The sequence below is a fragment of the Geoglobus acetivorans genome (assembly GCF_000789255.1).
Lineage (GTDB): Archaea > Halobacteriota > Archaeoglobi > Archaeoglobales > Archaeoglobaceae > Geoglobus > Geoglobus acetivorans_B.
Genome location: NZ_CP009552.1, coordinates 605,958 through 630,952 on the forward strand (window position 1 = coordinate 605,958; position 24,995 = coordinate 630,952).

A 24,995-nucleotide genomic window follows, 5' to 3' on the forward strand; every position below is an offset into this window, starting at 1 on the left:
CTTCAAATACATGCTTAATGAAAAAAGGCATCTTTATCTGCCACTGCGGCACAAACATTTCTGAACGTGTGAATGTAGAACGGCTAAAGTCCATTCTTGAATCTGATGGGTATCTCGTGAGAGATCACCTCTTTCTGTGTTCTCAGGACGCAAAACAGCTGATATTAAATTTCCAGGATGAGGTTGACGGATTTGTTATTGCGGCCTGCTCTCCGGAAAACCATGAGACCTACTTTTCCAGCTTTATCAGAAAGCCATTTGTGATCGTTAACCTGAGAGAGCAGTGTTCGTGGCCACACAGAGACGGAGAACACGCCACAAAAAAAGCGAGAGACCTCATCAGAGCGGGCATAAACAAGCTATCATACATAAAAAAACCAAAAACAGTGAAAACCAAAATGGAGGAGAGCGTAGCGGTTATTGGTGGAGGAATTGCGGGAATTACAGCATCCATCGAGCTCGCCAAACTGGGATACAGGGTGCACATAATCGAAAAGTCTCCTTCCATAGGAGGTAAGCTCCTGAAATTTGATAAGATATATCCTCTCAACGACTGTGCGTCGTGTGTCATTTCATCCCTGATTTCCGAGGTGTCGGCAGCAAAAAACATTCAGATACACGTCTATACGGAGGTCGAGGAGGTAAGCGGATACCCCGGCAATTTCAGGATCAGACTGAGAAAGAAACAAACCTACGTGGACTGGGAAAAATGCACGGGCTGTGGAAAATGTATTGACGCATGTCCGGACAGGGCAAAGGTCCCAAGCGAATTTGATGACGGTCTGACCTTCAGAAAGGCCATGTACATCTATTCCCCGTTTGCCTACCCAAAAAAAGCCGTTCACGATCCAGAAGCGTGTGTTAACTGCGGCAAGAAAAAGATTGGCACCAGAAGGCTGCTCAGGAGTGGAAAGGAGTATCTCACACCCTGTGAAAAGGCATGTCCCACTGGAGCAATAGACAGGAGCAAAAACTGGGATCCTGAAGGGGAGGTTTTCGAAATCAGAGCAGGTTCCATACTGCTTGCAATGGGTTATGAGGTCATGAGCAAGGATTCATTTCCCGAATTTCCTTCCCACCTTCCAAACGTCGTCACGGGCATACAGATGGAGCGGATCCTGTCCCCGACAGGTCCCACAGGGGGAGAACTCCTCGTTCCTGAAACCCTCAGAAAGCCCGAAGCGATATCATTCATTTCATGTGTTGGAAGCAGGGATGAGAGATATCACACCTACTGCTCAAAGGTATGCTGCATGTACATGCTCAAGCAGGCAAGGCTGATAAAGGAGAGAAATCCCGAAATCGACGTGTTCATACACTACATCGACATAAGAGCTCCGGGAAGGGACCTTGAGGAGTACTACACCCTCGCACGCAAGCTTGGAATAAAGATTCTCAGGGGCAGGGTTGGGAATGTGGAACCCCTGAACAACGGGAAGCTGAGAATACTCGGATTTGACTCAGATACAGGAGACCCGGTGGAATACACCGCAGATATGGTCGTTCTTGCTACGGCTGTTGAGCTTCGCGAATCCGAGAGGGATGTGGCAAGGAAAATGAGACTGGATATAGACTCCTCTGGATTTGTAAAGGAAAAACACCCCAAGCTGCAGACATTCGAGACATCAATAGATGGCATTTATCTGGCGGGGTGTGTTCAGGGCCCAAAGGATGTTACCGAGACGGTTCTCCAGGCCAAATCTGCAGCCCTCTCCGTCTCCAGTTTCCTTGGTAAAGGGGAGCGAGAGATAGACGTCGAGACAATCATAGATGCCGAAAGGTGTACCGGTTGCGGCATGTGCATTATTTCCTGTCCGTTCAAGGCAATAACAGCAGAGAACGACATTCCCGAGATCAATCCAATTTCCTGCAGAAACTGCGGGATCTGCTACTCAGTATGTCCGGTAAAGGCAGTGGATATGGCGACTCACGGCAAGGCAATTGAAAAGGAACTTGAGGGGTTGAAGGCATGAGAACTCTGAACCTCGATATGAAAAACCCGGGTCTCAAGGAGGAAATAGAAAAAGACGGTGGATATATTACGGGCTGCATACAGTGCGGTGCCTGCATGAGCATCTGTCCGGTCGCAATTTCGGGATTTGAGTTTCCGAATAAGAGGCTGTTCAAGCTGATAATACTCGAGCTGGAAAAGGAAGTTCTCGAACACAGGTCTCCCTGGATATGCATTTCCTGTCAGAGATGCGTCCATGTTTGCCCGAGGAATGTCAATCCCCATTCCATCTATTTCGCGCTCAGAAGATACCAGTCAAAGCAGTTCAAACACCCGAGGATTTTTGAGGATATTGTAAGGAGCATCTACCAGTACGGATATGTAATAGAGCCGGAAAACAGCAAAAGGAGAGAGCTGAACCTGCCAGAAATAAAACTCGACGAAGAGGAACTGGACGAAATAAGAATGCTGATGGAAGATAGCAGATTGAGGATTCTTGGAATAATATGACGGGTTACGCTTTCTTTCCCGGATGCAAAGTGGCATTCGAAATGCCGGAGCTTGAAAGAAAGATCAGAGATACGCTGGAGTATCTCAACGTCGATGTGGTCGATGTTGGCGGCCTTTCCTGCTGCCCGGGATATGACTCGATAATGTCATTTGACTCCACAGCATCTCTCGCGATAACTGCCAGAAACTTCTCCATTGTGGAGGAGCAGAACCTCGACATCCTCACGCCATGCAGCGAGTGTTTTTCCGTCTTCAAATACGCCATTTCCAGACTTGAAGATGAGAAGACGTTTCTGGACGTGAACTCAAAGCTGGCGAAAATCGGGAGAATCTACCGGGGAAAAATCAGGGTGCTTCACATTACGGACGTTTATTACGATGAGATAGTCAAGAAAAACCCGAAGACCGCAAAGCTCGGGCTTAAGGCAGGAATACACACGGGATGCCATTTGCTATACACCGAAAAAAGTAGCGAATACCTTGAAAAAATAAAAAGGATTCTGAACAAGATCGGCGTTTCCACAGAAAAGTACAGCAGAGAGGATTATTACTGTGGTAAAGGCTCTATAAGCCTTTTAAGTCCTGAATCATCTGCAGAATTCACGGAAAGACTGATTGAAAGCCTTGATGCCGAGACTGACGTAGATGCCATTGTCGCTGCGTGTCCCCACTGTTACGATCAGATTAAGACCGCCCAGGATTCTCTTCTGGGCAGAGGAAAGATTTCGAAGAGGTATGATGTTTACCACATATCCGAACTGGTGTGGATGGCCATGAGGCCGGGTGAAAGAACATGACTGAAATAATCGGGTTTGCATGCAAATGGTGCGCTTACCGGGCAATAGACCTTGCCGGAAGACTCAAGCTGAAGTATCCCGAGTCCATAAAAATAATCAAGGTTCCCTGCTCGGGGAGAGTTGATGCGGAGACTGTAATGAAAGCATTTGGGCTGGGATTCGACGGTGTTTTCATCGCGGGATGCCCAGAAAATGAATGCCACTATCTGAACGGAAACTCAATAGCAAGGAAGAGGGTTAAACTGCTCAAAAAATTGCTGCACAGTCTCAACATAGAGCCTGCGAGACTGGAATTTGTCGAAATCTCGTCAACTGATGCCGTCAAATTCGCTGATTTCGCGGCTGAGTTTAGCAGAAGAATTGAGGGGCTCACGAGGAGGTGAAACCATCAGAGTGGCTTTTTACCTTGCATCAGGGTGCATGGGATGCGAGATGGCAGCGGTTGACTCACTTCACCGGATTTTTGACGAGTTTCAGAGCCTTGAGATAGTCTGGAGCATACCCATGTTTACCTCATCAAAATACCATGAGCTTGACAGCATACCCGACGGCCATATCGATGTGGCGATAATAGAGGGAGGTGTGGGGAACGGGGAAGTGAAGGACGTCGTGATCAAACTCAGAAAGAAGAGCAAAAAAATCATTGCGCTTGGAACCTGTGCGGTGTTTGGAGGAGTCCCTGCACTGGCAGCATTCCACACCGTGGATGAGATTGCGGGAGAGGTTTTCAGCAAAACCCGACCGGAAAAGCAGGTTGTACACGATGGAAAGTACATTCTGAAGCTTCCAGAGATGGAGATTCAGAAGCCGCTTGATGAGGTTGTTGAGGTGGATCACTATCTTCCGGGATGCCCGCCCAAGCCTAAAGCTATTGCAGACCTTTTCAGCAACCTGAAAAATCTGAAAGAAAAGTGGATAATCTCCGGAAAATCCGTGTGTTCTTTCTGTCCCAGATCTCCTGTGAACGGAGGTGTAACACCAGCTTCTGCATTCGATGGCGATAGATTTGTTTCTGAAACTGGGGAAAATTCATGCTTGCTCTACGGGGGAGTGCTGTGCTCCGGATTCATCACCATCGGTGACTGCGGGGCTGACTGTTTGAAAATAGACGTACCGTGCAGGGGTTGTTACGGTCCGCTTCCAGATGTTGCGGATGCAGGAGGAAAGATGATAGATGTCCTGTCCATCGTGCTGCCAGATGAGGCCGCTGAAGCACTCCTTTCCGAATACCGTGAATTCGGCAAGATTTTCTACATCTACAGACGATCGCTGCTGAAAGGTGGTAAACCATGAAAACGATCCGGATAGACCCGGTTTCCCGAATTGAGGGTCATGCCAGAATTACCGTTTTCGCCGATCGATCCAGCAGGATCGAGAAAATTTTCTTTCAGTCAACTGAATTCAGGGGCTATGAGAAAATCCTCACTGGACTTCCTGCAGAAGATGTCCCGAGGATATCATCAACAATATGCGGAATATGCAGAGCAGTGCATTTCATCGCATCGTTGAAGGCCGTGGACAGTATTTACGGGGTTTCTCCCCCGGAGCCTGCTGAAAAATTGAGACAATTGGTGCTGTATGCAAACATAATAGAGGATCACGCCGCATCACTGTTGCTACTCGCCCTTCCAGACCTCGTTAACGAGGGAGATGTGATCGCTTCATTCAAAAAAGTGGGAACGAGAAAAATCAAAGACCTTCTGAACAAGAGAAGCAGCGCCGTGAAAATAATTGAAATCCTCGCAGGAAGGCTTCTCCACCCGGTGGCCGCTGTACCGGGAGGGTGGGCAAAGAAACCTGATGAACACGAACTGGGTATGCTGAACAGATACACCATGGATCTCCTGACGCTCGGTTTAGAGCTATATGAATTATTCTCCGATTTGCTTGAACATAGCGGCAGTTTAGAGCGATTTCCGAGCAAACACATGCACTTCATGACCCTCCGCGGGGAAAAAACGGACTTTTACAGTGGCGATATTTGTGTTTTAAACAGCTCGAAAGAGGAAGTCTTCAGGATCGAGCCATCAAACTATGAGGATGTTGTGGCAGAGGACGAGAGGGAGTATTCCTATTCGAAAGACGCATATGTGAGTTACAGAGGAGACAGAATGGATGTGATAACGGGCGTTCTCGGCAGGTTTTCTGCAGGATTTCATGAATTTGACCTAAGCTCAGAACTGTATTCTCAGATTGAGAGCGAGATTGACCTGAACACCATACGCCCCGAAATGGCATACCTGCTGAGAGCACTTGAAATTGTTCACTGTGCAGAGGCAATGAGAGACATTATTGAGAACATCGATCTTTCTGGTGGGATTGTGAACAGGGACTACAAAATCAGGAGAGAGGGTATTGGTGCCGTTGAAGCCCCCAGAGGTACGCTGATACACCACTACACAACAGATGCCAGGGGCTTCATACGGAAGGTGAATATAATCACTCCAACCCAGTTCAACATCAATTCTCTCAACGTTATCCTGAACCAGCATTTCAGGGGAAGAAGGGCTGGAAAGGGGCTGGCAGAGAGCATAGAAAGGATGGTCAGAACATTTGACCCGTGCATAGCCTGTTCAACGCACTCGATAAATGGAAAGTCTGATCTCGATGTTCGGATTGTAAGGCTATGACGACCGTGGTCATAGGTGTCGGCAATCCCTACGACGAAATCGATTCAACGGGACTGAAAATAGCCGAAAAACTTGCGAGAGTTCTGAAGTTGGAATGCAGGCTCTGTTTTAGCCCCGGACTGGAGCTTGCTGACCTTATGAGGGAGTGCAGCGTTGCAATAATTGTGGATTCAACCTGCGAACTTGATTTTGGTGAGGTCAGGCTGTACGAGCCGAGAACTCCGGGTCTGAAAAAACTGATCCACAGCCTGGACGTCCTTGAAACCCTGCACATCACACAGTTCCTTCTTGATGAACCACCTCAAAAGGTAATCGTCATCGGGATCGGCGTGAAAGATTTAAAATCTGCAGTGGGAAAGATTGATGAACTGGTAATGAAAATTGTTGAACTGCTTGAAACCGGTGGTCTACATGAGGGATGAGCTTGCAGACAAACCAGGACTTTTGTTCAAAGAAAGGGTCCTCGAAATTCTTCTGACAATTTACAGTGGTGAAAACGAGGGAAAGGAGATTTACATACAGTATATCGCCAACAAAATCAACAGTCCCCACAGCTACGTCTGGCTTGTTATAAAAAAACTTGAAGACGTCGGTCTTGTGGAATCCGTTCAGTCGGGCAGGGTCAGAATAATTCACCTGACCGACAAGGGATATGAGGTTTGCAGTCACATAAAAAAGATTATAGAGCTTCTTGACAGGGGCTGAACTTTTCTGTGTCTGCTTTTTCCGAAATCGTTCAATGCTCGGCAATTAACTATATCAAATTACATGCATTTTTCAAAATACTTGAGAAAAATTACAGTTTTTTCAATGTAATATTTAACGCAAAAATAGTTTTATAATTATCATTTTTCAGGCAATACAGCAATTTAAAAAGGTGATGAATGTGAGTGGGCTGAGCAGAAGAGATTTTATCAAATCAGCGGGTTTAATGGGTGCAAGTGCTGTTCTTCTCGCGAACAAGGCAGAGATCGTGCAGGCTTTTGAGACGGCAAAGAACAACGGGGTCAAACTTGTATGGATACAGGGACAGAGCTGTACTGCATGTACGATTTCACTTCTCCAGGCCGATAACCCCGATCTGTACGATGCAATCGAGGAGCTTAAGGTGAACGTGGCATTCCACCAGACGGTTATGCAGCCGTTTGGCGATGAGGCAATAAAAATCCTGGAAGAGGTGGAGCCTGACGTTCTCGTTCTTGAAGGTGCCATACCCATCGGCATGAAGGAGGCCTGTCTGCTGGGTGAGAAGAACGGTCAGCCGATATACTTCGAGGACTGGGTAAAACAGCTCGTTTCGAAGACAAAGGTTGCAGTGGTTGGATTTGGTGTCTGCGCCACATACGGAGGAATCCCTGCTGCGAAGGACGGTCTCGGTTCATCTTACGAAAATGGAAGTGTAACTGGTGCGGTGGGGCTGTATGACTTCTTCAAGAAATATGGAAAGCCGTCTGTACCTGTTGTGTTCATTCCGGGATGTCCGGGTCATCCTGACTGGCTTATGATCGTTCTTGCAAGCATCCTTCTCGGAATCGTGCCTGAAGTTGACGAGTATTACAGGCCTAAAGCCATGTTCTCAAGGATCATCCATGACAACTGTCCGAGAAGAGGCTATTACGGAAAGGGCCAGTTCGCCGCAGACCTTACAGAAACGGATGCAAAGTATGAAACATGCCTTTACAAGGTCGGATGCAAGGCGCCATTTGTGTATGCTGCATGTGCCGAGACGAGATGGAACAGTGGGCTCAACGTTTGTATGAACGCTGGAGCTCCCTGCATCGGGTGCATGGACCCCGGTTTCCCTGACAAGATGTCCCCATTCTACGAATCGAGAGAAAGCACCGAAATCATGTTTGGAATCGACCCAACCACACTTGGTAAGGTTGCCGTGGGAGCTGCAGTGCTCGGTGTTGCCGCTCATGCTGTGAGAAGGGGGAGGAAGCATCCTGAAATCAAGGATGACGAAATTGAAAAGACTAAGAAGAAATAAGGAGGTGATTTAGGTGGAAATCACAATTGATCCGGTTACGAGACTTGAGGGTCATCACGGTGTGAAGATCAATGTTGAGGATGGTGTTGTTACCGATGCAAAAGCTCTGGCTCTGATGTTCAGGGGTTTTGAGAGAATTCTCATTGGCAGAGACATAAGAGATGCTCCGATCATAACCCAGAGAATCTGCGGTGTGTGCCACAATGATCACAGGCTTGCCAGCCTCTTTGCAATTGAAAATGCATCAGGTATGGCAGATGAATGGAACGTCGGAATGCCTCCCGCCGCAACTGCATTCAGAAACCTCGTTACCACCCTCCAGTATGTTTATGACCATCCTGTCTGGGTCTATGTTCTCGTCGGGCCAGATTTCAGCGATTCGCCACACAAAACCGGATTGACGAGGCTCAACCCCATTGTTGGCAAGGGTGTCAAGGAGGCTGTCTGGGCCCAGAAAGAACTTCACAAAGCCATGGCAATCATTGGAGGTAAGGTTCCGCACATGATGACCCCCGCTCCCGGTGGAATGACCCTTGAGATTGACGAGAAGATCATCACCCAGCTCGTTGGAATTGTTGCGGATGTGAAGAAGTGGGCAGTTGGCGTGGGCATAGGACAGCCGGCAGCCACAAACGCAGAATACGTCCTCGATGAAGTGCTCAAGCAGATGGAAGAGATTAAAGCAGGAAAGAGAGATGCATTTGAACCAAAGGAAGGCATGGGTAATGCTCTCTTCGACATGGTGGCGATGATTGCAGTTGCTCATGACATGGGGCTCAACGAACAGGGAGTCTGGGAAGATTCAAAAATGCTGGCATACGGGTTCCTTCCTGACCCAGAAAGCGGCGAGCTGTACTTCCCCTCCGGATTCTTCAATGGCTCTGAACTCGAAAACATGGATTACAGAAAGATTTCGGAAGATGTCACATACTCCTGGTACAAGGACGAGACCCAGACGGGTTATGTTGGTACAGACCTCCCGCCTGAACCATATTACGGCAAATCGGGAGCATACACATGGGGCAAGGCTCCAAGATACGACGGATGGCCAGCCGAGGTTGGACCCCTTCCAAGGCTCGTGGCGTTGTACCTCAAGAAGAGCAAGGAACTCGGAGACCCACTCGGACTCAGAAAGACGTTCTGTGGAAGCGCAACTGCCTCAACTGCCCTCAGCAGGATGATTGCGAGAATTCAGGAAGAACTCATAATGATAGACTACTTAGAGAGCCTCCTTCTCCAGCTCAAGGAATACGCAGGAAAGAAGACGGCAATTGAGTATCCAAAGGACATAACCGGTGAGGGCGTCGGTCTCAGAGAAGCGCCAAGAGGCGCTCTTGGTCACTGGGTTGTTGCAGAAAAGGGCAAGATAAAGAGGTATCAGGCCGTTGTCCCAACAACCTGGAACGTCTCACCAAAGGACAGCAAGGGTCAGCACGGACCGCTCGAAAGTGCCCTTATAGGCACACCTGTCAGCGACCCATCCAATCCGTGGGAGGTCGTCAGGACAATCCACAGCTTTGACCTCTGTCTGGCATGCACAGTCCACATTTTCACAAAAGAGGGCAGGAAATACAACCTGACACTCGACGCCTGCTCCATTTAATTTTTTACGAGGTGAAACGTATGGCGAAAATTTACAGATATGATGGACTGACAAGAGCATCACACTGGGTTCACACGACTGCCATGATTCTGCTCATAATCACGGGCCTGCAGGTGTTCACCGGCTTTGGATTCATGGACTCCTTCACGGTGCCATTCCACGTAGCACTGGGATGGATACTTGTTGCGGCTCTCGTCATGGAGGTTCTCGGATTCCTTCTGAGCCCCAGAGAGGCCCTACTGGCAATCCCCACACCCAAGGACATTAAGAGATGGATACTGATAGCTCTCAACTTCATGGGCCTCACAGAAAAGTATCCTGCATACCACATCTACAGCAAATCAAAGAGAGAGTACATCACCAAGTGGCATCCAGTGCTCAAATTCATGATCTGGGGCGACATGTTCTTTGTCATAGTTATTGCCCTCTCTGGATTCGCTCTGTACTATCCGGCATCCCATCCCCTTGCAATAATGGCGAGATACATTGATCTCGGAACGGTAAGGCTGATACACTTCATTTCGTTCATATACTTCCTGCTGGTCCTGATTCCGCACGGATACTTGGCACTCAATCCGGTGAACAGGGGTGTCCTGAAATCCATGATATTTGGCTGGGATGAGGGCGAGGACACCGTAATTGTTGAATAATCCTAACACCCAATTTTTTTATGGCAGTCATAATCGGTGCCGGAAATCTCATTCTCGGAGACGACGGTTTTGGAATCCATGTTATTGAAAGACTGAAGAAGATGAAAGAATTCGAGAATGTGAAAATTGTGGACTCGATGACCAATTCTGCAATAATGCTTGAGGCAATGGATGGTGAGGACAGGGCAATAATAGTCGATGCCATTGATGTTGGACAGGAAGAGGGCATTGCGGTGTACAGGTTCAATCCGAAGGAGGAGGATTTTCCGTCTGATATCATGCTGAGCATGCATGACCTGCACTTCAGGGACGTGATAGCGATGGCGAGAGGCGTTTACAATCTGCCTGACGAAATAGTCATTGTGGGGGTTAAACCGGAAAGGGTCGAGCTCAGTATGGATCTGAGCGAAAGCTGTTCGAGGTACATTGATGAGGTTATAGAATTCATACGAAAGGAACTTGGCATCAGTCCCATGAGCTGAAGGGTTCCATTGTGCTAAATGGCTCGGAATTCCACCAGTCGATTTCATCGGGTCTCAGCTTCTTCCAGCCAGGGTATTTTATTGAGGAAGCGATACCCATAGCCTGTCCGGGGTTTTCAAAGATTTTGGGCGGTTTGTAATAGTATTCATACCTCTTGAGAAACTCGGAGTAGGTGCCATCGAAATCTCCCTTCACGTATTCCCTCCAGGTTACCGAAAAATTCCTGAACCTTCCATCGGGTGAATCTATTATTCCGGGAGGGTTGTAGTTGCTCGAACACAGAAACATGGGTTCCACCGCAACCCTTGATCCATCATCGAGCTCGACAATCACCCACATCTTATTCATGGCGTCAGACCTTGCAATGTATGTTTTGAATCCGTGTCCCTCGAGATACCACTCCAGGTATGCAGATGCCTTACTGGCGTCCGGGTCCTTGATGTAGCAGGCTGGAATCACTGTGCTGTTGAGAATCACACTCAGATTCCAGATGTCGTGGACTCTCGGGTAAGAGTACATGCTTTCCGCAACGCGGTAATAGTCGTCCGGAAGATAAGCAAGACCGCTGTAGTAGTGGTAGAAAACGGCCGTAACCAGGTACAGGACCATGGCGAAAGATACATACTTCAGAACCTTTCCGATAATTCCCAGAATATCCATGAATTAATATTTGAAATAAAAGGTTAAGACTTTTACCCTTCCGGGTATCACCTCATGGCCCCGGAAAGGATGAGGTCGAGGTCAATTTTTTTGTGAATCATCTCAACGAATTTATCGATGGGGTCTTCGTACGGCACATATTTTCTGTTGAGGTACCTGTAGAATTCTTTTCTAACGTTTTCATTGAAAAACAGGCCATGCAGATATGTTCCCCAGACAAGGCCACTCTCGTTCATCCCGCCGTCATCCTCAAAAACAGGTCTGTCTGATATCGTTCTCCCCATGTGAATCTCGTATCCTCTGACCGTCTCGCCAACAATGCCGTCTATGATCGCCACCCTCTCTGTAATTCTCTTTTCAACCTGTCTGGTTATCTTGTCATAGGCCACGAATTCTGTTACAGAGTCTATGAGACCCAGACCCCTTGCCCTGATGTTTTCAAGCCTGTCGATGATCTCCCTGCCGAGAATCTGGAAACCGCCGCATATACCTATGACAGGTCGATCACGTGAGAATTTCACGATCTTCCTGTCCATGCCCCACCTCTTCAGTTCTTTCAGGTCATGTAGTGTCTCCTTTGTTCCGGGAATTACAATGGCACTGTAGTCATCTATCTCATCCTTGGGCGAAACGAAGCTGACGATGTCTCTAACTGGCTCAAAATCAGTGAAGTTCGACACTCTGGGAAGCCTGATTATTCCGATTTCTCCCCCGTCCTGCCATTCATCTATGCTCAGGGAATCCTCAGAAGGCAGATTGCCATCGAAGTAGGGAACTATGCCCACAACCCTGACTCCGGTCAGTTTTTCAAGCTCATCAATCCCGGAGTAAAGCAGGTTCTCATAACCCCTGAACTTGTTGATTATGAACCCTCTGACAAGAGCCCTAACATCATCCGGCAGAAGAGAATATGTGCCGTACAGTGATGCAAAGGTCCCTCCTCTGTCTATATCGCTTACAATGTAAACGTCTGGCCTAGCAATTCTCGCAATGCCTATATTGGCCATGTCCCTGTCATAGAGGTTTATCTCCGCCATTCCACCTGCACCCTCAATTATGACAAAATCGTTCTCGCTCTCAAGCTCTCTGTAAGCCCGTTCGACTGTTTTCATGAGCTCGGGGATTTCCCTGTAATACTTCAGAGCGCTGACGTCCTTTCGGGCTTTTCCCATGACGATAAGCTGTGACTTGAGATTGCCCTTCGGTTTGAGTAAAACAGGGTTCATCCTGACATCAGGCTCCTTACCACATGCGAAGGCCTGAAACGCCTGGGCATAGGCAATCTCGTGCCCCTCTTTGGTGATGTATGAGTTGAGACTCATATTCTGTGCCTTGAAAGGCGCAACTTCATAACCCATTTTTGAGAGAATTCTGCACAGTGCCGCCACAATCACGGATTTCCCGGCACTGCTCGTGGTTCCGCCCACCATTATTGACGGCATACTGGTGAAGGGACAAGCAGAAGTTTAAAAAATTAGCTTATTTTGGACAGATATTTTCTCAGCTCAATGGCAATCTTGCCAACCCCGTATATGAGGAAGACGTAAATGAGGATTGCAAAAAACAGGTAGGAGCGATAGTTGTACACCCTGCCCAGAAGCAGGAGGCCCATGGAGATGGAGGCAAGAACCGACATCAGGTAAAAAATGTGAATCTCAAGCGGGACTATGAAGAGGTCCCTGTGGTTGTAGTACTTTCCAAGCACCAGGACAAAATAAACTCCTATAATCGAAGCTGTGGTTGAAAGGGTCGTGAGCAGTCCGTATGAGATGAAGCCCAGATGGCTGGTTAGCAACCACAGGACAATGAAGTAAAGAATGACGTCAAAGAATTCTTTTTGCATCCTGGGCAAGACCCCGCTCTCCATTACGAGAACCTTGATGATGTACAGGTTTGCTGAGACCATAACTGCCCAGAATATGAATGCAGAGAGGTCCATCATGAATCTGGCGGTGTTCGTCCAGAAAATGTAGTAAAAAAATCCAGACACCCAGGTAAAGAGCAGCGATGTGAAAACAAATATGGACATTATGTACGACAGTCTTACCTTCGAGTCCAGTATATCCCTGGATTCGTTTTGAAGCACAAGGTTCAGTGCTACACTTGACACGATCAGAAGTGATAATCCCTGAACTATGTATTCAGAGCCATTCACCACAAATAACTGAAAGCTTAAAAAATAAATAACTATCGATTTAACAGCGTTAATACATATCTTCAATCGTTCTCAATTATCCTTTTACCTCTCTCAGATGGGATAACTCTGAGCCTGGCACCCTCAAACTCTGCATCGAATACACGTCCTTCGAGAACACGGTCAAGAAAGACCGCAAGAGCCGCAACCTCACTGTGCGGCTGGCTGCCTATGGCTATGTTATAGTCTGAAAGCTCGTAAACTTCCGGAGGAACTTTCTCCGCTCCAACGATTACCAGAATCCTTTCAGCATTTCTGATCTCACAGAGTTTATCTGGAAGAGGTAGGCCGTACATGGTCAGATGGACTTTCACTCCTTCAAAGTTTTTAATCAGGCTTTTCCATGACTCTGCCTGCCCGATGAAGAATTCTCCACCCCACCGGTCAACCACATCTCTCACACTTTCAAAGAGCTTCGTGTCACTGGTGTCAAAGTAAATGCCCTTTGCTCCAAAGGCTCTCGCTGTGAGGGCTACGTGGGTAGAGATCCTCTTGTCCCTCTCCGGCCTGTGACCGAGTCTGAGAACATATACCTCCACAGGTGTCAGAATTCAGAGAGGAAAATAAATTTATCCCAGATGAAACCTGACCGGAAAACTGAAAGTTTTCACTTCAGTGTTCTCAAACTCAAGCTCTCTGAGAAAATCAGAGTCTGAAACTGAGTTTTCCAGAGATTCAATCACGCCGTAAGGTATATCCTCTCCAAAGATGTCTTCGATTTCCCTTCTACTCATGTTCGACAGCCTTTCGGCAACCAGCTTTTCAATTTCTTCAGCCCTTGCAAGCCTTTCCTCAAATCCAACATCTGCAAGCTCATCGAGACCCAGTCTCCTGCAGAATATCTCCCAGAACACAGGCTCGTCCAGAATTCCTACTGACACGTGGCAATCTCTCGCCCTGTAAATTCTGTAACCGGGATTGGCGTAAAAATCCCTGAGATGGGGCCTGCCATTCGCAGCCCTGAGAGCGTGCAGAGGCACTGAAAACAGAGCCGAACCATACATGTCAACATCGATGTAAGCACCTCTCCCAGTCCTCATCTTCCTGATGTATGCTGACAGAATTGAAATTGCAGCCATCACAGATGAAGTGTAGTCTGAGAACTGGACATTCGGATCCCTCGGAATACCCTCCGACAGCCCAGACACCTCACAGATTCCGGCCATGGAGAGAACATTGATATCGTGAACGGGCCTTGTTATTTTTGAGTTCTGGCCAAAGCCTGTTATGGAACAGTAAATGAGCCCCTCATTGATCCTGCTCAGAGTTTCGTAGTCAACACCCAGTTTTTTTGCGACCCCCGGCCTGAAGCCCTCAACCACAACATCCGCACTCTCAACAAGACGGTAGAATTCATCTCTGCCTTCTTCTGTTTTCAGGTCAATTCTATGCAGTTCCTTCCCCGCGTTTATCCCCGCAAATATCTCGGGCCGGTATCTCATGGGGTCTCCGGATGGTGGTTCAACCTTCACCACTCTCGCTCCCAGGTCTGAAAGAATTTTGCAGCAGAACGGACCGGGATAGTAATACGCAAGTTCGATCACAAACATTTCCCCAAGCATGAGGGTTTCGAGGGTCAATGTCCTATAAAAACCTCATTATTTTTTATTACTCCCAGCAGACCAATCCATTCAATTAATCATCGCCAAAAGGGAAAATATTATTAACTTAACAATTACGTTAATTTTTGGTGATAAAATGACAAGAACTGTTATCGTCAGTGGTGTCAGAACTCCAATAGGGAGGTTTGGTGGAGGCCTGAAGGACGTTTCTGCCGTTGAACTTGGAAGCATAGTGATAAGGGAGGCCATTGAAAGGGCCGGAATAAAGCCGGAGGATGTTGACGAGGTCATTATGGGTCACGTCGTCACAGCAGGATGCGGACAGAACACGGCAAGGCACGCTGCACTCAGGGCAGGATTGCCAGATACGATCCCGGCCTATCAGATCAACAAGGTCTGCACCTCCGGGCTCAAGGCCGTGGCTCTCGGGCACCTCATGATCCAGATGGGCGAGGCTGAGATTGTCGTCGCAGGTGGCATGGAGAGCATGAGCAATGTCCCGTACGCACTGATGAAGGCAAGATGGGGCTACAGGATGTTCAACGATACCCTTGTTGATCTCATGGTGCACGACGGTTTATGGGATCCGATATACAACCAGCACATGGCGGAGAACACTGAAGATGTGGCAAATGAGTTTGGTGTCAGCAGGGATGAAATGGATGAATGGTCATATTACAGTCACGTAAAGGCGATAAAGGCAATTGATGAAGGTAAATTCAAGGACGAGATTATTCCCGTCACAATTAAGGAGAAAAAAGGCGATAAAGTTGTTGATACTGACGAGAACCCGAGAAGAGATACAACTCTTGAAAAAATAAAGAGCCTGAAACCCGTTTTCAGGCCGGATGGCAAGATTACCGCTGCCAACGCACCCAATACAAGCGATGGTGCAGCTGCTGTTGTTCTTATGAGCGAAGAGAAAGCGAAAGAGCTTGGCATAGAGCCAAAACTTGAGGTTCTTGCACACGGCCAGGCTTCGAGAGATCCAAAGTACATCGCAACTGTTCCGGCGTATGCGGCGGAAATCGCCCTTGAAAAAGCCGGTGTTGCCAAAGAAGAGATTGGCCTGTGGGAAATCAACGAGGCCTTTGCGGCAGTAACACTCATCTCTGCCAAATATCTGCTGAATATTGACCTTGACAGGGTGAACGTCAATGGTGGAGCTGTTGCTCTCGGTCATCCGATTGGTGCAACTGGAGCGAGGCTTGTTGTAACACTCATGCACGAGATGCTGAGAAGAAATGAAGAATGCGGTGTGGTTACGCTTTGTGCAGGAATGGCTCAGGGTGATGCGATAGTCTTCAGGAAGTATTGAGGTGATTGTATGGATTTCACGCTGGATGAAGAGCACAAAATGCTCCAGCAGGCGGTGAGAGAATTCGCTGAAAAGGAAATAATGCCATACGGGAAAGAGTACGATGAGAAAAAGGAATATCCAATGAAAATTTACAGGAAAGCCGCAAAACTCGGTTACATCGGGGCAAGCATACCTGAGGAGTACAACGGCGCTGGAATGGACTGCCTGGCTGAGGCGATAATCAGCATGGAGTTCACGAGGGCAGACAGCAGCATCGGCTCTGCCATAGACCTCGCGGTTCTCGGTGTTCCAATGCTCCTTCATTTTGGCTCGGAGGAGCAGAAGGAAAAATTCATGGCGAAGGTCCCCAAGGGTGAGGGTATCTCGGCAATAGCCATCACCGAGCCGGATTGTGGTACTGACGTGGCCGCAATGAGGACAAGGGCCGTTAAGGACGGCAGTGAATGGGTGCTGAATGGCACAAAGCAGTTCATAACCAACGGAAGTGAGGGTATTTACACGGTTGTTCTCGCAAAAACCGCTCAGGTTGATCCACCCCACAGAGGCATCTCGGCCTTCCTTGTAGAGCAGGACAGAGAGGGATATTCTGCCAAAAAAATAGATAAAATGGGCCTGAACTGCCACGATACTGCCGAAGTTTCTCTCAGCAATGTGAGAGTGCCTGAAGAAAATCTCGTAGGCAGGGAAAACAATGGTTTTTACCAGCTGATGGCATTTTTCAATGAAAGCAGGATCAAGATCGGCGCTCTGCACCTCGGCATGGCCATCGGGGCATACGAAAGAGCACTTGAGTATGCGAAGGAAAGGAAGAGCTTTGGAAAACCCCTGATAGAGCATCAGGCCATAGCCTTCAAGCTTGCCGACATGTATAAAGACATAGAGGCGGCGAAGCTTCTTGTCTTCAAGGCGGCATGGCTTGTCGATAACGGTAAGGCTGATCCGGCCTTAAGCTCTGCAGCAAAGCTGTTTGCGAGTGAGGTTGCAGTAAAGGTTACCTACGAGGCCGTGCAGATCTTTGGAGGATACGGGTTCAGCAAGGAGTATGATGTTGAGAGATATTACAGGGATGCGAGGGTTGGAACGATTTATGAGGGGACGAGTGAGGCTCAGAGGATAGTCATCTCAAGAAGGCTTGCCGGAAAGATAAGGGTATGAGGTGATGGGATGAACGTTGAAGATGTTAAAAGGGTTGGAGTACTCGGCGCTGGAACCATGGGTGGAGGAATAGCCCAGGTATGTGCGATGGCAGGTTATGAGGTGGTGCTGAGAGACATAGAAGACAGATTCCTCGAAAGGGGGCTTGCCAATATAAGAAAAAGTCTTGAGAAGTTTGCAGAAAAGGGCAGGCTGAACGAGGATGTTGAGACGATAATGGGCAGAATAAAGCCCACAACGAAGCTTGAGGATCTCGCAGATGTGGATGTCGTGATTGAGGCAATAATTGAGAACATGGATTTGAAAAAGGAAACGTTCAGACAGCTCAGCGAGATCGTGAAGAGGGAGGATGCGATTTTCGCTTCGAATACCTCCACGCTCAGCATCACAGAAATGGCATCAGTTACGAGGAAGCCGGAGAACTTCGTGGGCATCCACTTCATGAACCCCGTCCCGGTGATGAAGGGAGTTGAGATCGTCAGAGGGCTGTTAACGAGCGACGAAACCTTAGAGTTTGCGGTTGAGTTCACGAAGAAGCTTGGGAAAGAGCCAGTTGTCTGCAGGGACTCTCCGGGCTTCATCTCCAACAGAATCCTGATGCCCTGGATAAACGAGGGAATCTGGGTGCTTTACGAGGGTGTTGCGACGAAGGAGGAGATAGACAGGGGAATGAGACTCTTCACAAACGTTCCGATGGGGCCGTTAGAGCTTGCCGACCTGATTGGCTTAGACATCTGCCTTGCTGCAATCGAAACCCTGCACAGAGAGCTCGGAGACAAATACCGCCCCTGCCCCCTGCTCAAGCAGATGGTTCAGGCGGGATTGCTCGGAAGGAAGACGGGAAGGGGCTTCTACGACTACAGCAAGTGATTTTTCTCCTCTTTTTTTAACAGAAATCTATTTTTCAATAATTTAAAGATTATTCCCTCATTACATTTAATGCTGACGTTACTATCCTTTCAATTCTCCTGGCATCCCATAGAGTGTATGCTGCGATTCTGAAATACATCGAGAAGGTACTGAATGTATGGAGGCACCGGAATTATTGTCCATCCCCACTTTTTAGCATAGCAGAAACGGCAGCACTTCGGTGAATCCTTCCATTCACAATTGACCTCCTTTTGCTCAAAAACCCCGATAAAATCATTCCTGCAGGAATGTCCTCGAGTTATGTCCGATTGTGATTGCTGCACCACCTGCACAGCTCAGGAGTTTTGGCACTATCATCACCCTCGTCAAAACTCTTTGGAACGGCTTTCAAGTTGCCTCTCCTCAAGGCTTTTCAGACATCTTGCACCGCAAACTGGAGGGAGTGTGAAAGCGAGGAGCAGCTGAGCAAGGTAGAGAAAGTTCCACACGAACGTGAAAAAACCATTAATGTTGAAGGGAGATACCACAGCCAGCATCCCGGACACAAATATGGGAATAGCGAACAGCTTCAGGCAGATTTTATCTTTACTCAGCATGTACAGCACAATCAGCAAAATTTCCGAGAGAACTACGGAGGAGTAAACGAAACTCTCAAAAACGGCGTAGAAGAAAAATACAGTGTTCAAAAAAATTATGGAGTAGATGATTGTTGTCTTCCGCATAATTTATCCTCTGCTGAACTCCAGATGGGCAGTATAGCTGTCAGATAGCTCAATTGTGTGAAACTCAACGCCAGCTAACGCCACATAGTTTATCTTGTAGTCTACATCAACTGCGCCTGTATTTGGAGTTACATCATCGCCAATGTGGAATACAGTACCACTCGTTGCTCCATCACCGAACAAGATTGCCGGCTGATTCAGTGTGATGCCTTCTGTCTGAATATCGAAGTAAACCGATGAGTCAACGTAGCCAGTCCCGCTCAGGTCTATCGAACTCGATGGTGAAATCTCTGTGATGATTGTCGTGTCAAATGTCCACGTGGCAATCTTGATCCCAAAAACATTGTATATGTCAAAAACCCTATGGAAATTTTTGTAATCAGACCAGTGAACGGCTAACGAGGAAATGCTATTCTGACTCTTCTCAACAAAAGTGGCAGCATAGAACCACATGTGTGAATCAAAGACAACGTTACCTGTGTTCAGATCTATAATAGCAATAGATTCTGAACCTTTCGAGTCGTTCCACTCAACCTCAGCCAAAATTGTATTGTCTAGCTTTTGTGCTTTTAAGTAATCTTCTATCGCCTTTAGGACCATTTGCCTTTTGGTTTTGTCGAGTTTGGTGACCTTATCTACTTCATTTAGTGCATAGGCAACTGCTTTTGATATTGCATAAGATTCGTTTACTGGTTTCCATAGTCGATTTGATTTTGAGTGCATGTGATATATTGGCCTTGCTTTTGTAGATTTTAAAGATTTCTCTGCAACAACATGCAGATCCTTTGATAGTCTTCCGGTTGTCATAGGTGCTGCAGCCGTCACCGGACTCACTACGCTACCCACCATCACCAAAACCAGCAACACCGCTACGGCTCTTTTCACCGCGTCACCTCAGAAGGCATTGAACATCAAACTATTTATTATCTAAAAAGTTAATTACAAACGTTTGATTAGGCAGATTGCAAGCGTAACCAGATATCCCATTAAAACAGTTGCAAAGGTACTATTTGGTTGTCCAAGTTCAAACGACTGTTGCAGAATGACCGACATGCTGAATCCGAACAGACTTAGGATTACCAGAACGCTCAGCCATACGCCAAAACCCAGAAGCAAACTCCTCAAAACTTTAACGTCTGACGCCTTATTTGTAAAAATGTAGTGTCCCAGCACAAGATAGAACACCAACAACCCGTCAGACAACCACACGAAAACGTCGTTGGGTGGTATCTTGAGGACTGAGGTTCCGTGGATGGCATATTTTTTTGCAAAAAAGAAACTTTGGATTAGGAGAATCATGAAAATCCAGATGTAGTACAGCAGCAGTCCAAATAACATTCCAGCAGCATCAAATCTGCTGAATCTACTCATTTTTTATCCCCAATTTATAAAAAAATTAAGAATTTAAGGGTTTCCAATTCCGAGTGCATCCCATAATGTATAGGATGCCACTCTGAAATAATTTGGCACCCATGCGACATAAGGCGCTACTGGTACTGTTACCCAGCTAAAGCTTTTTGAGAACCAGAACCATATACTTCCGTGCTCATCAAGGAGCATGTTTGACAAATCTGCTCCAAACCAAAGTGCTAATACTCCCCCCACTATTCCTCCGACTACACCACCAACTCCGCCTCCAAGCACTTCTCCAACAATTCCTCCAATAACCGCTCCTGCTACTACTGGCGGCAATCCTGCTATTTTCTGTGAGTTGTAATCCGAGATGTGGTAATGTACCAGCTTGTTTCCAGTAATGTAGCTGTCGTCCCAAGGTTCTATCCGATAGTATGCATAGTCTGGATGAGGATACTTGACACCGTACCATTTTACGAACTTCACACCGTCCCACCAGTAGGAATAGGAGAGTATCCTGATGTTCGCAACGCGTTTGCTATTTTCAGACAGCAGCTTCTTCGTAACGTTTGAATCCAGTGGGTTATACTTGGACTCGTACTTGTTGACGAGTCTCCCTTTGCTGTACACTTCGATAGTGTATTTACCATTGTTTTCACTCACCCTGTATTCGAATATGTATGTCTTGCCAGTTTTGAGATCCTTAATTTCTAAATTGGCTTTTGTTAAGTTTTTGTTGCTTTTCAGACTTATTAACACATTGTTCACTTCAACAACTGTTGATGTCCTTGACTTCTCTCGGAGGATCAGTTTGACATGTGTTCTCGTGACTTCTGTATTTGCCATTGCTGGTGTTATTACGCTTCCAAGCATCACTAAAACCAGCAGCACCGCCAGTGCCCTTTTCATTTCATCAACCTCAAAATCAAGTGAGAGTATCATATATTTATTAATTTCTATTCTAAAAATTTTAGTTACAAACTAAACTGTTTAGTCACCAGCTAAACTTTTTAGAGGCAGATTAAAAATTTTAATTCCGAAATAAAAATATACTTGGTCGACTAAAGAGGGGGACTGTCAAATTAACACCCCCAGATTATACAAGCCCACAAAACTCCCCACACAGCTTTGAAGAGAGGCAGACGGGCTCGTGGGATCTTTTATCTTTAGCAACTCTCGCAACATCTTTCCATGCTTAAAACCACAGCTTTTCTATTATGTGAAAAATTTTAAATTAGTCAGACATCAATACACAACATGAAAAAACACCTACTCCCGATAGTCCTGCTACTCCTCATCCATATTGCAAGGGCTGACGTTATTTTCCCGCTCACATTCGTGTTCATCCCATACATACCCATCATCATTCTCCTCGAGGTGTTAGCATTTCTTGCTCTCAGGGAAAGGCTTGGACTGGAAATTCAGGCTGGCAGAGGCATTCTGGTCGTTGCAATAGCCAACATCATAAGTTCAGCTGCAGGACTGGTTGTTCCCGGTCCGTACAAATCTGCAATAGAAATCTGGTTCCTCTCCGCCTACGCCCTATCCACGCTGATTGAGGGAGTCATTTACAGAGTTGGAATGGGGAAGAGCGCAGTGAAAAGTGTTCTCCTCTCAGCAATTCTTAACGCTGTCTCGTACGCTGCTGTTCTTGTAGCAATAATAACGAAGATGCTCTGAAAGAGAAAATGCAGAACGGAACAGATAGATCTCATGCTATCAGATGTGACCCATCGCAGCTTCCGGCTTTGAACGGTATTCCCTCCCTGCAGAACGCATAGCTTATACCAAGCTCCTCACACTTTTCAGCAACTCCTGATAAAAGCTTCACCCTGAGGTCTCTTCCCAGATACCAGCTCCCGCCCAACCTCTCACCCTCCCTGAAGTACAGCCTCCTGTAGTGCTCTTTAAGTTCCGGAAATTCCTTTACAATCCGAGAATACGAGTCTCCCCGGAGCTTCAGGGTGGATGAGACAACGTGGTCCACAAAGCTGGCCCTCTCGAGAACCTCCTCAAAATTCTCGTCGTTGATCTTTGGCATTACCGGATCGAGTCTCAGAATTACAGAAATTCCTGCTTTCTTCAGCCTTTTCAGCGCTCTGATTCTTCTCTCCGGCTCAGGAGCGTTTGGCTCCATTTTCCCTGCAACATCCTCATCGAGTGTTGTTACCGTTATCGAAACTGCGGCCCTCATGTTTTTCAGGATGTCAGCATCTCTCGCCACAATGTCGCTCTTGGTTATAACCAGCAACCTCAAGTTTTTCTCCGATATCTGCCTCAGCACGTTTCTCGTCAGCCCCATATCTCTCTCCATCGGCGGATACGGGTCGGAACTGTTCGACATGGAGATGAGCGCATTTTCAGGCAGATTCTTCAGTTCCCTTTCAAGCCTCGTCAGCAGGAGCTTCTTTGGTCGGGCGCTGAAAAAATTCGGAATGTATGTGGAATAGCAGTAAAGACACCGATGGTCACAGCCGGTGTAGGGGTTGAGGGAGTACTTCGCAGGACAGGTGCAGATTCTTGATTTCCAGGGGTCGAATGATGTGATCAAACGGCTCATTGCCGGTACATCTCCCTGTTAAGCCAGGGTATCAGGGCCATTGTTACTGCAATCTCGCTGAGCATGCTCCTGGTTATGGCATTCTTTGTCAAAAAGCCTATTGCACCCTGTTTTTTCCCGAGATTTTCAATCCCTGTAAGGACCTCCATGACATCCCCTACCTCCTTCCCGTTAAGCACTTCCCTCACAACCAGAGGTGGGTACTCAAAACCCGGCCCGAAACCTATGGTGTAATGTTCGCCATCAAACACGCATGCGACCTGAAAATCGATGTAGCCCGTGAGCGTGAACGGCAGCTCGAAGAGTCCCGCCTCAATTCCCACAGAGAAGTCCAGATCCTCACTGTACGCGTTCCTTGCCCTGTTCACAGCCCCCTCTATTGTCTCAGCACCGAATGGCTGATCGCTAACACCCGATATACCCTCCCTGGGAACAACCTGGACATCGTGAAAGAATTTCTCAAAAGCCCTTTTGACACCTTCTATTTTGGCAGGATTCTTCGTTCCAACAGCAATTTTCATCCGGAAAACCGGGAATCAAACTCAAGATAAACTTTTCTCTCACCATCTTCACCACAAAAAAAGAGTTGCGTCCTCATAGCACTTTATTGAGCGTCTCAGTAAGCACGTGCACCTCATCTTTCAGCTCGGCCAGAACTTTACTGCCAAGCTCCGTGATCCTGTAATACCTCCTGAATCTTCCCCCAACCTCAGCCTGGAAGTCTTCCACGAGCCCGTACTTCCTGAGGCTCTTCAGGAGGTCGTAAAGCGTTCCCTCACTCGGAACCAGCTTTCCGTCGCTGAGCGTTTCAAGATTCTTTCTTATTGCGTAGCCATGGAGGTCCCCCTCGTTTTCAAGGATTGACAGCACCAGAAAAGAGTAGAAACCTGATCGCAAATCCTTGCGAAGTTTTTTGACTGCGTTTTTCTCGTTTTGCCGGAACACGGGCGTTATCACTCCTCAGCAGCACTGGAACTTCATGCCGTAACCATTCACTGCTCGGGTTCAGCAACAACTGCAGTGCCGTAGGCATAGACTTCCGCAACGTTCGAGCGAACGTTTGAGGTTGCAAACCTGATGTTGACGACAGCGTTGGCTCCAAGCTCCTTTGCATGGAGAAACATCCGTTTCAGAGCTTCCTCTCTTGCCTCTGCCATCATCCGGGTGTACTCGTCTATCTCTCCACCCCTGATGTTTCTCAGGAGAGCCATTATGTCCCTCCCAATGTGCGTGGCCCTCACCACCCCGCCACGTGCTATTCCTTTTACCTCAACAATCCTATAACCAGGTATTGTTTCGGTTGTTACGGCCAGAACGTCACCCATACCATCACCCCATACATCGGACTCCGAGGTAAGTGTGTCAGGGTGCAATAAAAAAGTTTCGACGAACGCAGTAATGCACAGACATTCACCGTTCAGTACACTTCCAGTTCCAGGCACTGTTCCGGTCCATTATAATTATTTAGATTATAACCATACCATCAGTAATTTTTTTATTATTGAGATAAAGAGCTATATTCAGAATTTATTGCAGATAAACCAAACAGTGTTAAACTGATGAATATATAATTACTACAGAATAAAACAAATACAATATGAGGGTTATTATGAAAGTGCGCAGAAGCAGTTTCGAAATCATACACGACATTCTCTCTGCAATAAACAGCGGAACTACCAAAAAAACGCAGATAATGTATAAAGCCTGCATCGACTGGAGGAACTGCGAAAAATACATTTCCCTTCTTATCGAAAACGGGATGATCCGGAGGAACAACGGGTCTTTTGAGATGACGGAGAGGGGAGAGGAGCTTTACACCCACCTTTCAAGGGTTATCGAACTGATCAGCATAAACTCAAAAAATTATAAATTTTAAATAAAAATTTTATTTTTATTGATTCCTAATCATCATGACAATTATTTATATGCTTGTTGCACAGAAGTGAAACATGTTACAGATACACATGTCAATAAATCTTGAACA

General features: G+C 47.1%; 30 protein-coding genes. 17 read left to right on the plus strand and 13 right to left on the minus strand.

Annotated elements, in window-relative coordinates:
• Positions 1–17 precede the first annotated feature (17 nt).
• The 12 genes from GACE_RS03490 to GACE_RS03545 all read left to right on the plus strand — a co-directional run bounded on the left by GACE_RS03490 (position 18) and on the right by GACE_RS03545 (position 10,613).
• Positions 18–1,973, plus strand: coding sequence for a CoB--CoM heterodisulfide reductase iron-sulfur subunit A family protein (locus tag GACE_RS03490; RefSeq protein ID WP_048091214.1), 1,956 nt, complete (start codon positions 18–20; stop codon positions 1,971–1,973).
• Positions 1,970–2,461 carry a 4Fe-4S dicluster domain-containing protein gene (locus tag GACE_RS03495; protein ID WP_048091216.1) on the plus strand — a complete coding sequence of 164 codons (492 nt, stop codon included), beginning with the start codon at positions 1,970–1,972 and terminating at the stop codon, positions 2,459–2,461. The genes GACE_RS03490 and GACE_RS03495 overlap by 4 nt, the downstream gene beginning before the upstream one ends.
• The gene (locus GACE_RS03500) at positions 2,458–3,258 is read left to right on the plus strand and encodes a heterodisulfide reductase-related iron-sulfur binding cluster (protein ID WP_048091218.1); all 801 of its coding nucleotides are present in this window, start codon (positions 2,458–2,460) and stop codon (positions 3,256–3,258) included. The genes GACE_RS03495 and GACE_RS03500 overlap by 4 nt, the downstream gene beginning before the upstream one ends.
• Positions 3,255–3,641 carry a hydrogenase iron-sulfur subunit gene (locus tag GACE_RS03505; protein ID WP_048091220.1) on the plus strand — a complete coding sequence of 129 codons (387 nt, stop codon included), beginning with the start codon at positions 3,255–3,257 and terminating at the stop codon, positions 3,639–3,641. The genes GACE_RS03500 and GACE_RS03505 overlap by 4 nt, the downstream gene beginning before the upstream one ends.
• A gap of 10 nt (positions 3,642–3,651) precedes the next feature.
• Entirely contained in the window at positions 3,652–4,551 is a 900-nt protein-coding gene (locus tag GACE_RS03510; protein WP_158413794.1) for an NADH-quinone oxidoreductase subunit B family protein, read from the plus strand.
• Positions 4,548–5,888, plus strand: coding sequence for a Ni/Fe hydrogenase subunit alpha (locus GACE_RS03515; protein ID WP_052400203.1), 1,341 nt, complete (start codon positions 4,548–4,550; stop codon positions 5,886–5,888). The genes GACE_RS03510 and GACE_RS03515 overlap by 4 nt, the downstream gene beginning before the upstream one ends.
• Entirely contained in the window at positions 5,885–6,310 is a 426-nt protein-coding gene (locus tag GACE_RS03520; RefSeq protein WP_048091224.1) for a hypothetical protein, read from the plus strand. The genes GACE_RS03515 and GACE_RS03520 overlap by 4 nt, the downstream gene beginning before the upstream one ends.
• Positions 6,300–6,593: a helix-turn-helix domain-containing protein gene (locus GACE_RS03525; RefSeq protein WP_048091226.1), complete on the plus strand. Its 294-nt coding sequence runs from the start codon at positions 6,300–6,302 to the stop codon at positions 6,591–6,593. The genes GACE_RS03520 and GACE_RS03525 overlap by 11 nt, the downstream gene beginning before the upstream one ends.
• Before the next feature lie 172 nt (positions 6,594–6,765).
• Entirely contained in the window at positions 6,766–7,878 is a 1,113-nt protein-coding gene (locus GACE_RS03530; RefSeq protein WP_318249284.1) for a hydrogenase small subunit, read from the plus strand.
• Positions 7,879–7,891: 13 nt separating this feature from the next.
• Positions 7,892–9,481, plus strand: coding sequence for a nickel-dependent hydrogenase large subunit (locus GACE_RS03535; protein WP_048091229.1), 1,590 nt, complete (start codon positions 7,892–7,894; stop codon positions 9,479–9,481).
• A 20-nt stretch (positions 9,482–9,501) separates the two neighbouring features.
• Positions 9,502–10,131, plus strand: coding sequence for a cytochrome b/b6 domain-containing protein (locus GACE_RS03540; protein ID WP_048091231.1), 630 nt, complete (start codon positions 9,502–9,504; stop codon positions 10,129–10,131).
• Between the two features lie 20 nt (positions 10,132–10,151).
• On the plus strand, positions 10,152–10,613 hold the full coding sequence (locus GACE_RS03545; RefSeq protein ID WP_048091234.1) for a hydrogenase maturation protease: 462 nt from the start codon (positions 10,152–10,154) through the stop codon (positions 10,611–10,613).
• On the opposite strand, the gene GACE_RS11160 is transcribed toward GACE_RS03545, so the two are convergent.
• The 5 genes from GACE_RS11160 to GACE_RS03570 all read right to left on the minus strand — a co-directional run bounded on the left by GACE_RS11160 (position 10,597) and on the right by GACE_RS03570 (position 15,030).
• On the minus strand, positions 10,597–11,274 hold the full coding sequence (locus GACE_RS11160; RefSeq protein ID WP_052400204.1) for a hypothetical protein: 678 nt from the start codon (positions 11,272–11,274) through the stop codon (positions 10,597–10,599). The two genes, GACE_RS03545 and GACE_RS11160, sit on opposite strands and share 17 nt — an antisense overlap.
• Before the next feature lie 47 nt (positions 11,275–11,321).
• Positions 11,322–12,716, minus strand: coding sequence for a cobyric acid synthase CobQ (cobQ, locus tag GACE_RS03555; protein ID WP_048091236.1), 1,395 nt, complete (start codon positions 12,714–12,716; stop codon positions 11,322–11,324).
• Between the two features lie 32 nt (positions 12,717–12,748).
• A complete protein-coding gene (locus tag GACE_RS03560) occupies positions 12,749–13,429 on the minus strand; it encodes a hypothetical protein (protein ID WP_048091238.1) in 681 nt (226 codons plus the stop codon).
• Positions 13,430–13,491: 62 nt separating this feature from the next.
• Positions 13,492–14,007: a tRNA (cytidine(56)-2'-O)-methyltransferase gene (locus tag GACE_RS03565; RefSeq protein WP_048091240.1), complete on the minus strand. Its 516-nt coding sequence runs from the start codon at positions 14,005–14,007 to the stop codon at positions 13,492–13,494.
• Positions 14,008–14,037: 30 nt separating this feature from the next.
• Positions 14,038–15,030 (minus strand): CoA transferase, encoded by a 993-nt coding sequence (locus GACE_RS03570; protein ID WP_048091242.1) that lies wholly within the window; start codon positions 15,028–15,030, stop codon positions 14,038–14,040.
• Positions 15,031–15,166: 136 nt separating this feature from the next.
• Here GACE_RS03570 and GACE_RS03575 point away from each other — a divergent pair, with 136 nt between their 5' ends.
• The 3 genes from GACE_RS03575 to GACE_RS03585 are packed head-to-tail and all read left to right on the plus strand — an operon-like array spanning position 15,167 to position 18,376.
• A complete protein-coding gene (locus tag GACE_RS03575) occupies positions 15,167–16,348 on the plus strand; it encodes a thiolase family protein (RefSeq protein WP_048091244.1) in 1,182 nt (393 codons plus the stop codon).
• Positions 16,349–16,357: 9 nt separating this feature from the next.
• Positions 16,358–17,506, plus strand: coding sequence for an acyl-CoA dehydrogenase family protein (locus GACE_RS03580; protein WP_048091246.1), 1,149 nt, complete (start codon positions 16,358–16,360; stop codon positions 17,504–17,506).
• Between the two features lie 9 nt (positions 17,507–17,515).
• Positions 17,516–18,376: a 3-hydroxyacyl-CoA dehydrogenase family protein gene (locus GACE_RS03585; RefSeq protein ID WP_048091248.1), complete on the plus strand. Its 861-nt coding sequence runs from the start codon at positions 17,516–17,518 to the stop codon at positions 18,374–18,376.
• A gap of 365 nt (positions 18,377–18,741) precedes the next feature.
• Here the strand turns inward: GACE_RS03585 and GACE_RS03590 are convergent, their stop codons facing one another.
• The 4 genes from GACE_RS03590 to GACE_RS11620 are packed head-to-tail and all read right to left on the minus strand — an operon-like array spanning position 18,742 to position 21,393.
• Positions 18,742–19,098 carry a hypothetical protein gene (locus GACE_RS03590; RefSeq protein WP_048091250.1) on the minus strand — a complete coding sequence of 119 codons (357 nt, stop codon included), beginning with the start codon at positions 19,096–19,098 and terminating at the stop codon, positions 18,742–18,744.
• Positions 19,099–19,101: 3 nt separating this feature from the next.
• The gene (locus GACE_RS03595; RefSeq protein WP_048091252.1) at positions 19,102–19,983 is read right to left on the minus strand and encodes a hypothetical protein; all 882 of its coding nucleotides are present in this window, start codon (positions 19,981–19,983) and stop codon (positions 19,102–19,104) included.
• 54 nt (positions 19,984–20,037) lie between these two features.
• On the minus strand, positions 20,038–20,469 hold the full coding sequence (locus GACE_RS03600; protein ID WP_048091255.1) for a hypothetical protein: 432 nt from the start codon (positions 20,467–20,469) through the stop codon (positions 20,038–20,040).
• A gap of 33 nt (positions 20,470–20,502) precedes the next feature.
• Complete coding sequence (locus tag GACE_RS11620; protein ID WP_048091257.1) at positions 20,503–21,393, minus strand: hypothetical protein; 891 nt, start codon at positions 21,391–21,393, stop codon at positions 20,503–20,505.
• A gap of 315 nt (positions 21,394–21,708) precedes the next feature.
• Between GACE_RS11620 and GACE_RS03610 the strand changes: the two genes are divergently transcribed.
• A complete protein-coding gene (locus tag GACE_RS03610) occupies positions 21,709–22,131 on the plus strand; it encodes a hypothetical protein (protein ID WP_048091259.1) in 423 nt (140 codons plus the stop codon).
• Between the two features lie 31 nt (positions 22,132–22,162).
• Here GACE_RS03610 and GACE_RS03615 read toward each other — a convergent pair whose 3' ends face one another.
• The 4 genes from GACE_RS03615 to GACE_RS03630 form a co-directional block, all read right to left on the minus strand.
• Positions 22,163–23,011, minus strand: coding sequence for a radical SAM protein (locus GACE_RS03615; RefSeq protein WP_048091261.1), 849 nt, complete (start codon positions 23,009–23,011; stop codon positions 22,163–22,165).
• On the minus strand, positions 23,008–23,532 hold the full coding sequence (yjjX, locus tag GACE_RS03620; RefSeq protein ID WP_048091263.1) for an inosine/xanthosine triphosphatase: 525 nt from the start codon (positions 23,530–23,532) through the stop codon (positions 23,008–23,010). Before yjjX ends, GACE_RS03615 begins: the two co-directional genes overlap by 4 nt.
• A gap of 73 nt (positions 23,533–23,605) precedes the next feature.
• Positions 23,606–23,968 carry a PadR family transcriptional regulator gene (locus GACE_RS03625; protein ID WP_318249285.1) on the minus strand — a complete coding sequence of 121 codons (363 nt, stop codon included), beginning with the start codon at positions 23,966–23,968 and terminating at the stop codon, positions 23,606–23,608.
• A gap of 35 nt (positions 23,969–24,003) precedes the next feature.
• The gene (locus GACE_RS03630) at positions 24,004–24,336 is read right to left on the minus strand and encodes a heavy metal-binding domain-containing protein (protein WP_048091267.1); all 333 of its coding nucleotides are present in this window, start codon (positions 24,334–24,336) and stop codon (positions 24,004–24,006) included.
• Between the two features lie 284 nt (positions 24,337–24,620).
• Between GACE_RS03630 and GACE_RS03635 the strand changes: the two genes are divergently transcribed.
• A complete protein-coding gene (locus GACE_RS03635) occupies positions 24,621–24,887 on the plus strand; it encodes a winged helix-turn-helix domain-containing protein (protein ID WP_158413795.1) in 267 nt (88 codons plus the stop codon).
• The last annotated feature ends 108 nt before the right edge of the window (positions 24,888–24,995 follow it).

Coding starts and splice junctions, on each gene's coding strand:
- GACE_RS03590 (WP_048091250.1), bottom strand. CDS start 19,098: ATGCGGAAGACAACAATCATCTACTCCATAATTTTTTTGAACACTGTA.
- GACE_RS03610 (WP_048091259.1), top strand. CDS start 21,709: ATGAAAAAACACCTACTCCCGATAGTCCTGCTACTCCTCATCCATATT.
- GACE_RS03505 (WP_048091220.1), top strand. CDS start 3,255: ATGACTGAAATAATCGGGTTTGCATGCAAATGGTGCGCTTACCGGGCA.
- GACE_RS03500 (WP_048091218.1), top strand. CDS start 2,458: ATGACGGGTTACGCTTTCTTTCCCGGATGCAAAGTGGCATTCGAAATG.
- GACE_RS03615 (WP_048091261.1), bottom strand. CDS start 23,011: ATGAGCCGTTTGATCACATCATTCGACCCCTGGAAATCAAGAATCTGC.
- GACE_RS03580 (WP_048091246.1), top strand. CDS start 16,358: ATGGATTTCACGCTGGATGAAGAGCACAAAATGCTCCAGCAGGCGGTG.
- GACE_RS03520 (WP_048091224.1), top strand. CDS start 5,885: ATGACGACCGTGGTCATAGGTGTCGGCAATCCCTACGACGAAATCGAT.
- GACE_RS03525 (WP_048091226.1), top strand. CDS start 6,300: ATGAGGGATGAGCTTGCAGACAAACCAGGACTTTTGTTCAAAGAAAGG.
- GACE_RS03495 (WP_048091216.1), top strand. CDS start 1,970: ATGAGAACTCTGAACCTCGATATGAAAAACCCGGGTCTCAAGGAGGAA.
- GACE_RS03490 (WP_048091214.1), top strand. CDS start 18: ATGAAAAAAGGCATCTTTATCTGCCACTGCGGCACAAACATTTCTGAA.
- GACE_RS03585 (WP_048091248.1), top strand. CDS start 17,516: ATGAACGTTGAAGATGTTAAAAGGGTTGGAGTACTCGGCGCTGGAACC.
- GACE_RS11620 (WP_048091257.1), bottom strand. CDS start 21,393: ATGATACTCTCACTTGATTTTGAGGTTGATGAAATGAAAAGGGCACTG.
- GACE_RS11160 (WP_052400204.1), bottom strand. CDS start 11,274: ATGGATATTCTGGGAATTATCGGAAAGGTTCTGAAGTATGTATCTTTC.
- GACE_RS03630 (WP_048091267.1), bottom strand. CDS start 24,336: ATGGGTGACGTTCTGGCCGTAACAACCGAAACAATACCTGGTTATAGG.
- cobQ (WP_048091236.1), bottom strand. CDS start 12,716: ATGCCGTCAATAATGGTGGGCGGAACCACGAGCAGTGCCGGGAAATCC.
- GACE_RS03515 (WP_052400203.1), top strand. CDS start 4,548: ATGAAAACGATCCGGATAGACCCGGTTTCCCGAATTGAGGGTCATGCC.
- GACE_RS03600 (WP_048091255.1), bottom strand. CDS start 20,469: ATGAGTAGATTCAGCAGATTTGATGCTGCTGGAATGTTATTTGGACTG.
- GACE_RS03635 (WP_158413795.1), top strand. CDS start 24,621: ATGAAAGTGCGCAGAAGCAGTTTCGAAATCATACACGACATTCTCTCT.
- GACE_RS03575 (WP_048091244.1), top strand. CDS start 15,167: ATGACAAGAACTGTTATCGTCAGTGGTGTCAGAACTCCAATAGGGAGG.
- GACE_RS03540 (WP_048091231.1), top strand. CDS start 9,502: ATGGCGAAAATTTACAGATATGATGGACTGACAAGAGCATCACACTGG.
- GACE_RS03545 (WP_048091234.1), top strand. CDS start 10,152: ATGGCAGTCATAATCGGTGCCGGAAATCTCATTCTCGGAGACGACGGT.
- yjjX (WP_048091263.1), bottom strand. CDS start 23,532: ATGAAAATTGCTGTTGGAACGAAGAATCCTGCCAAAATAGAAGGTGTC.
- GACE_RS03570 (WP_048091242.1), bottom strand. CDS start 15,030: ATGCTTGGGGAAATGTTTGTGATCGAACTTGCGTATTACTATCCCGGT.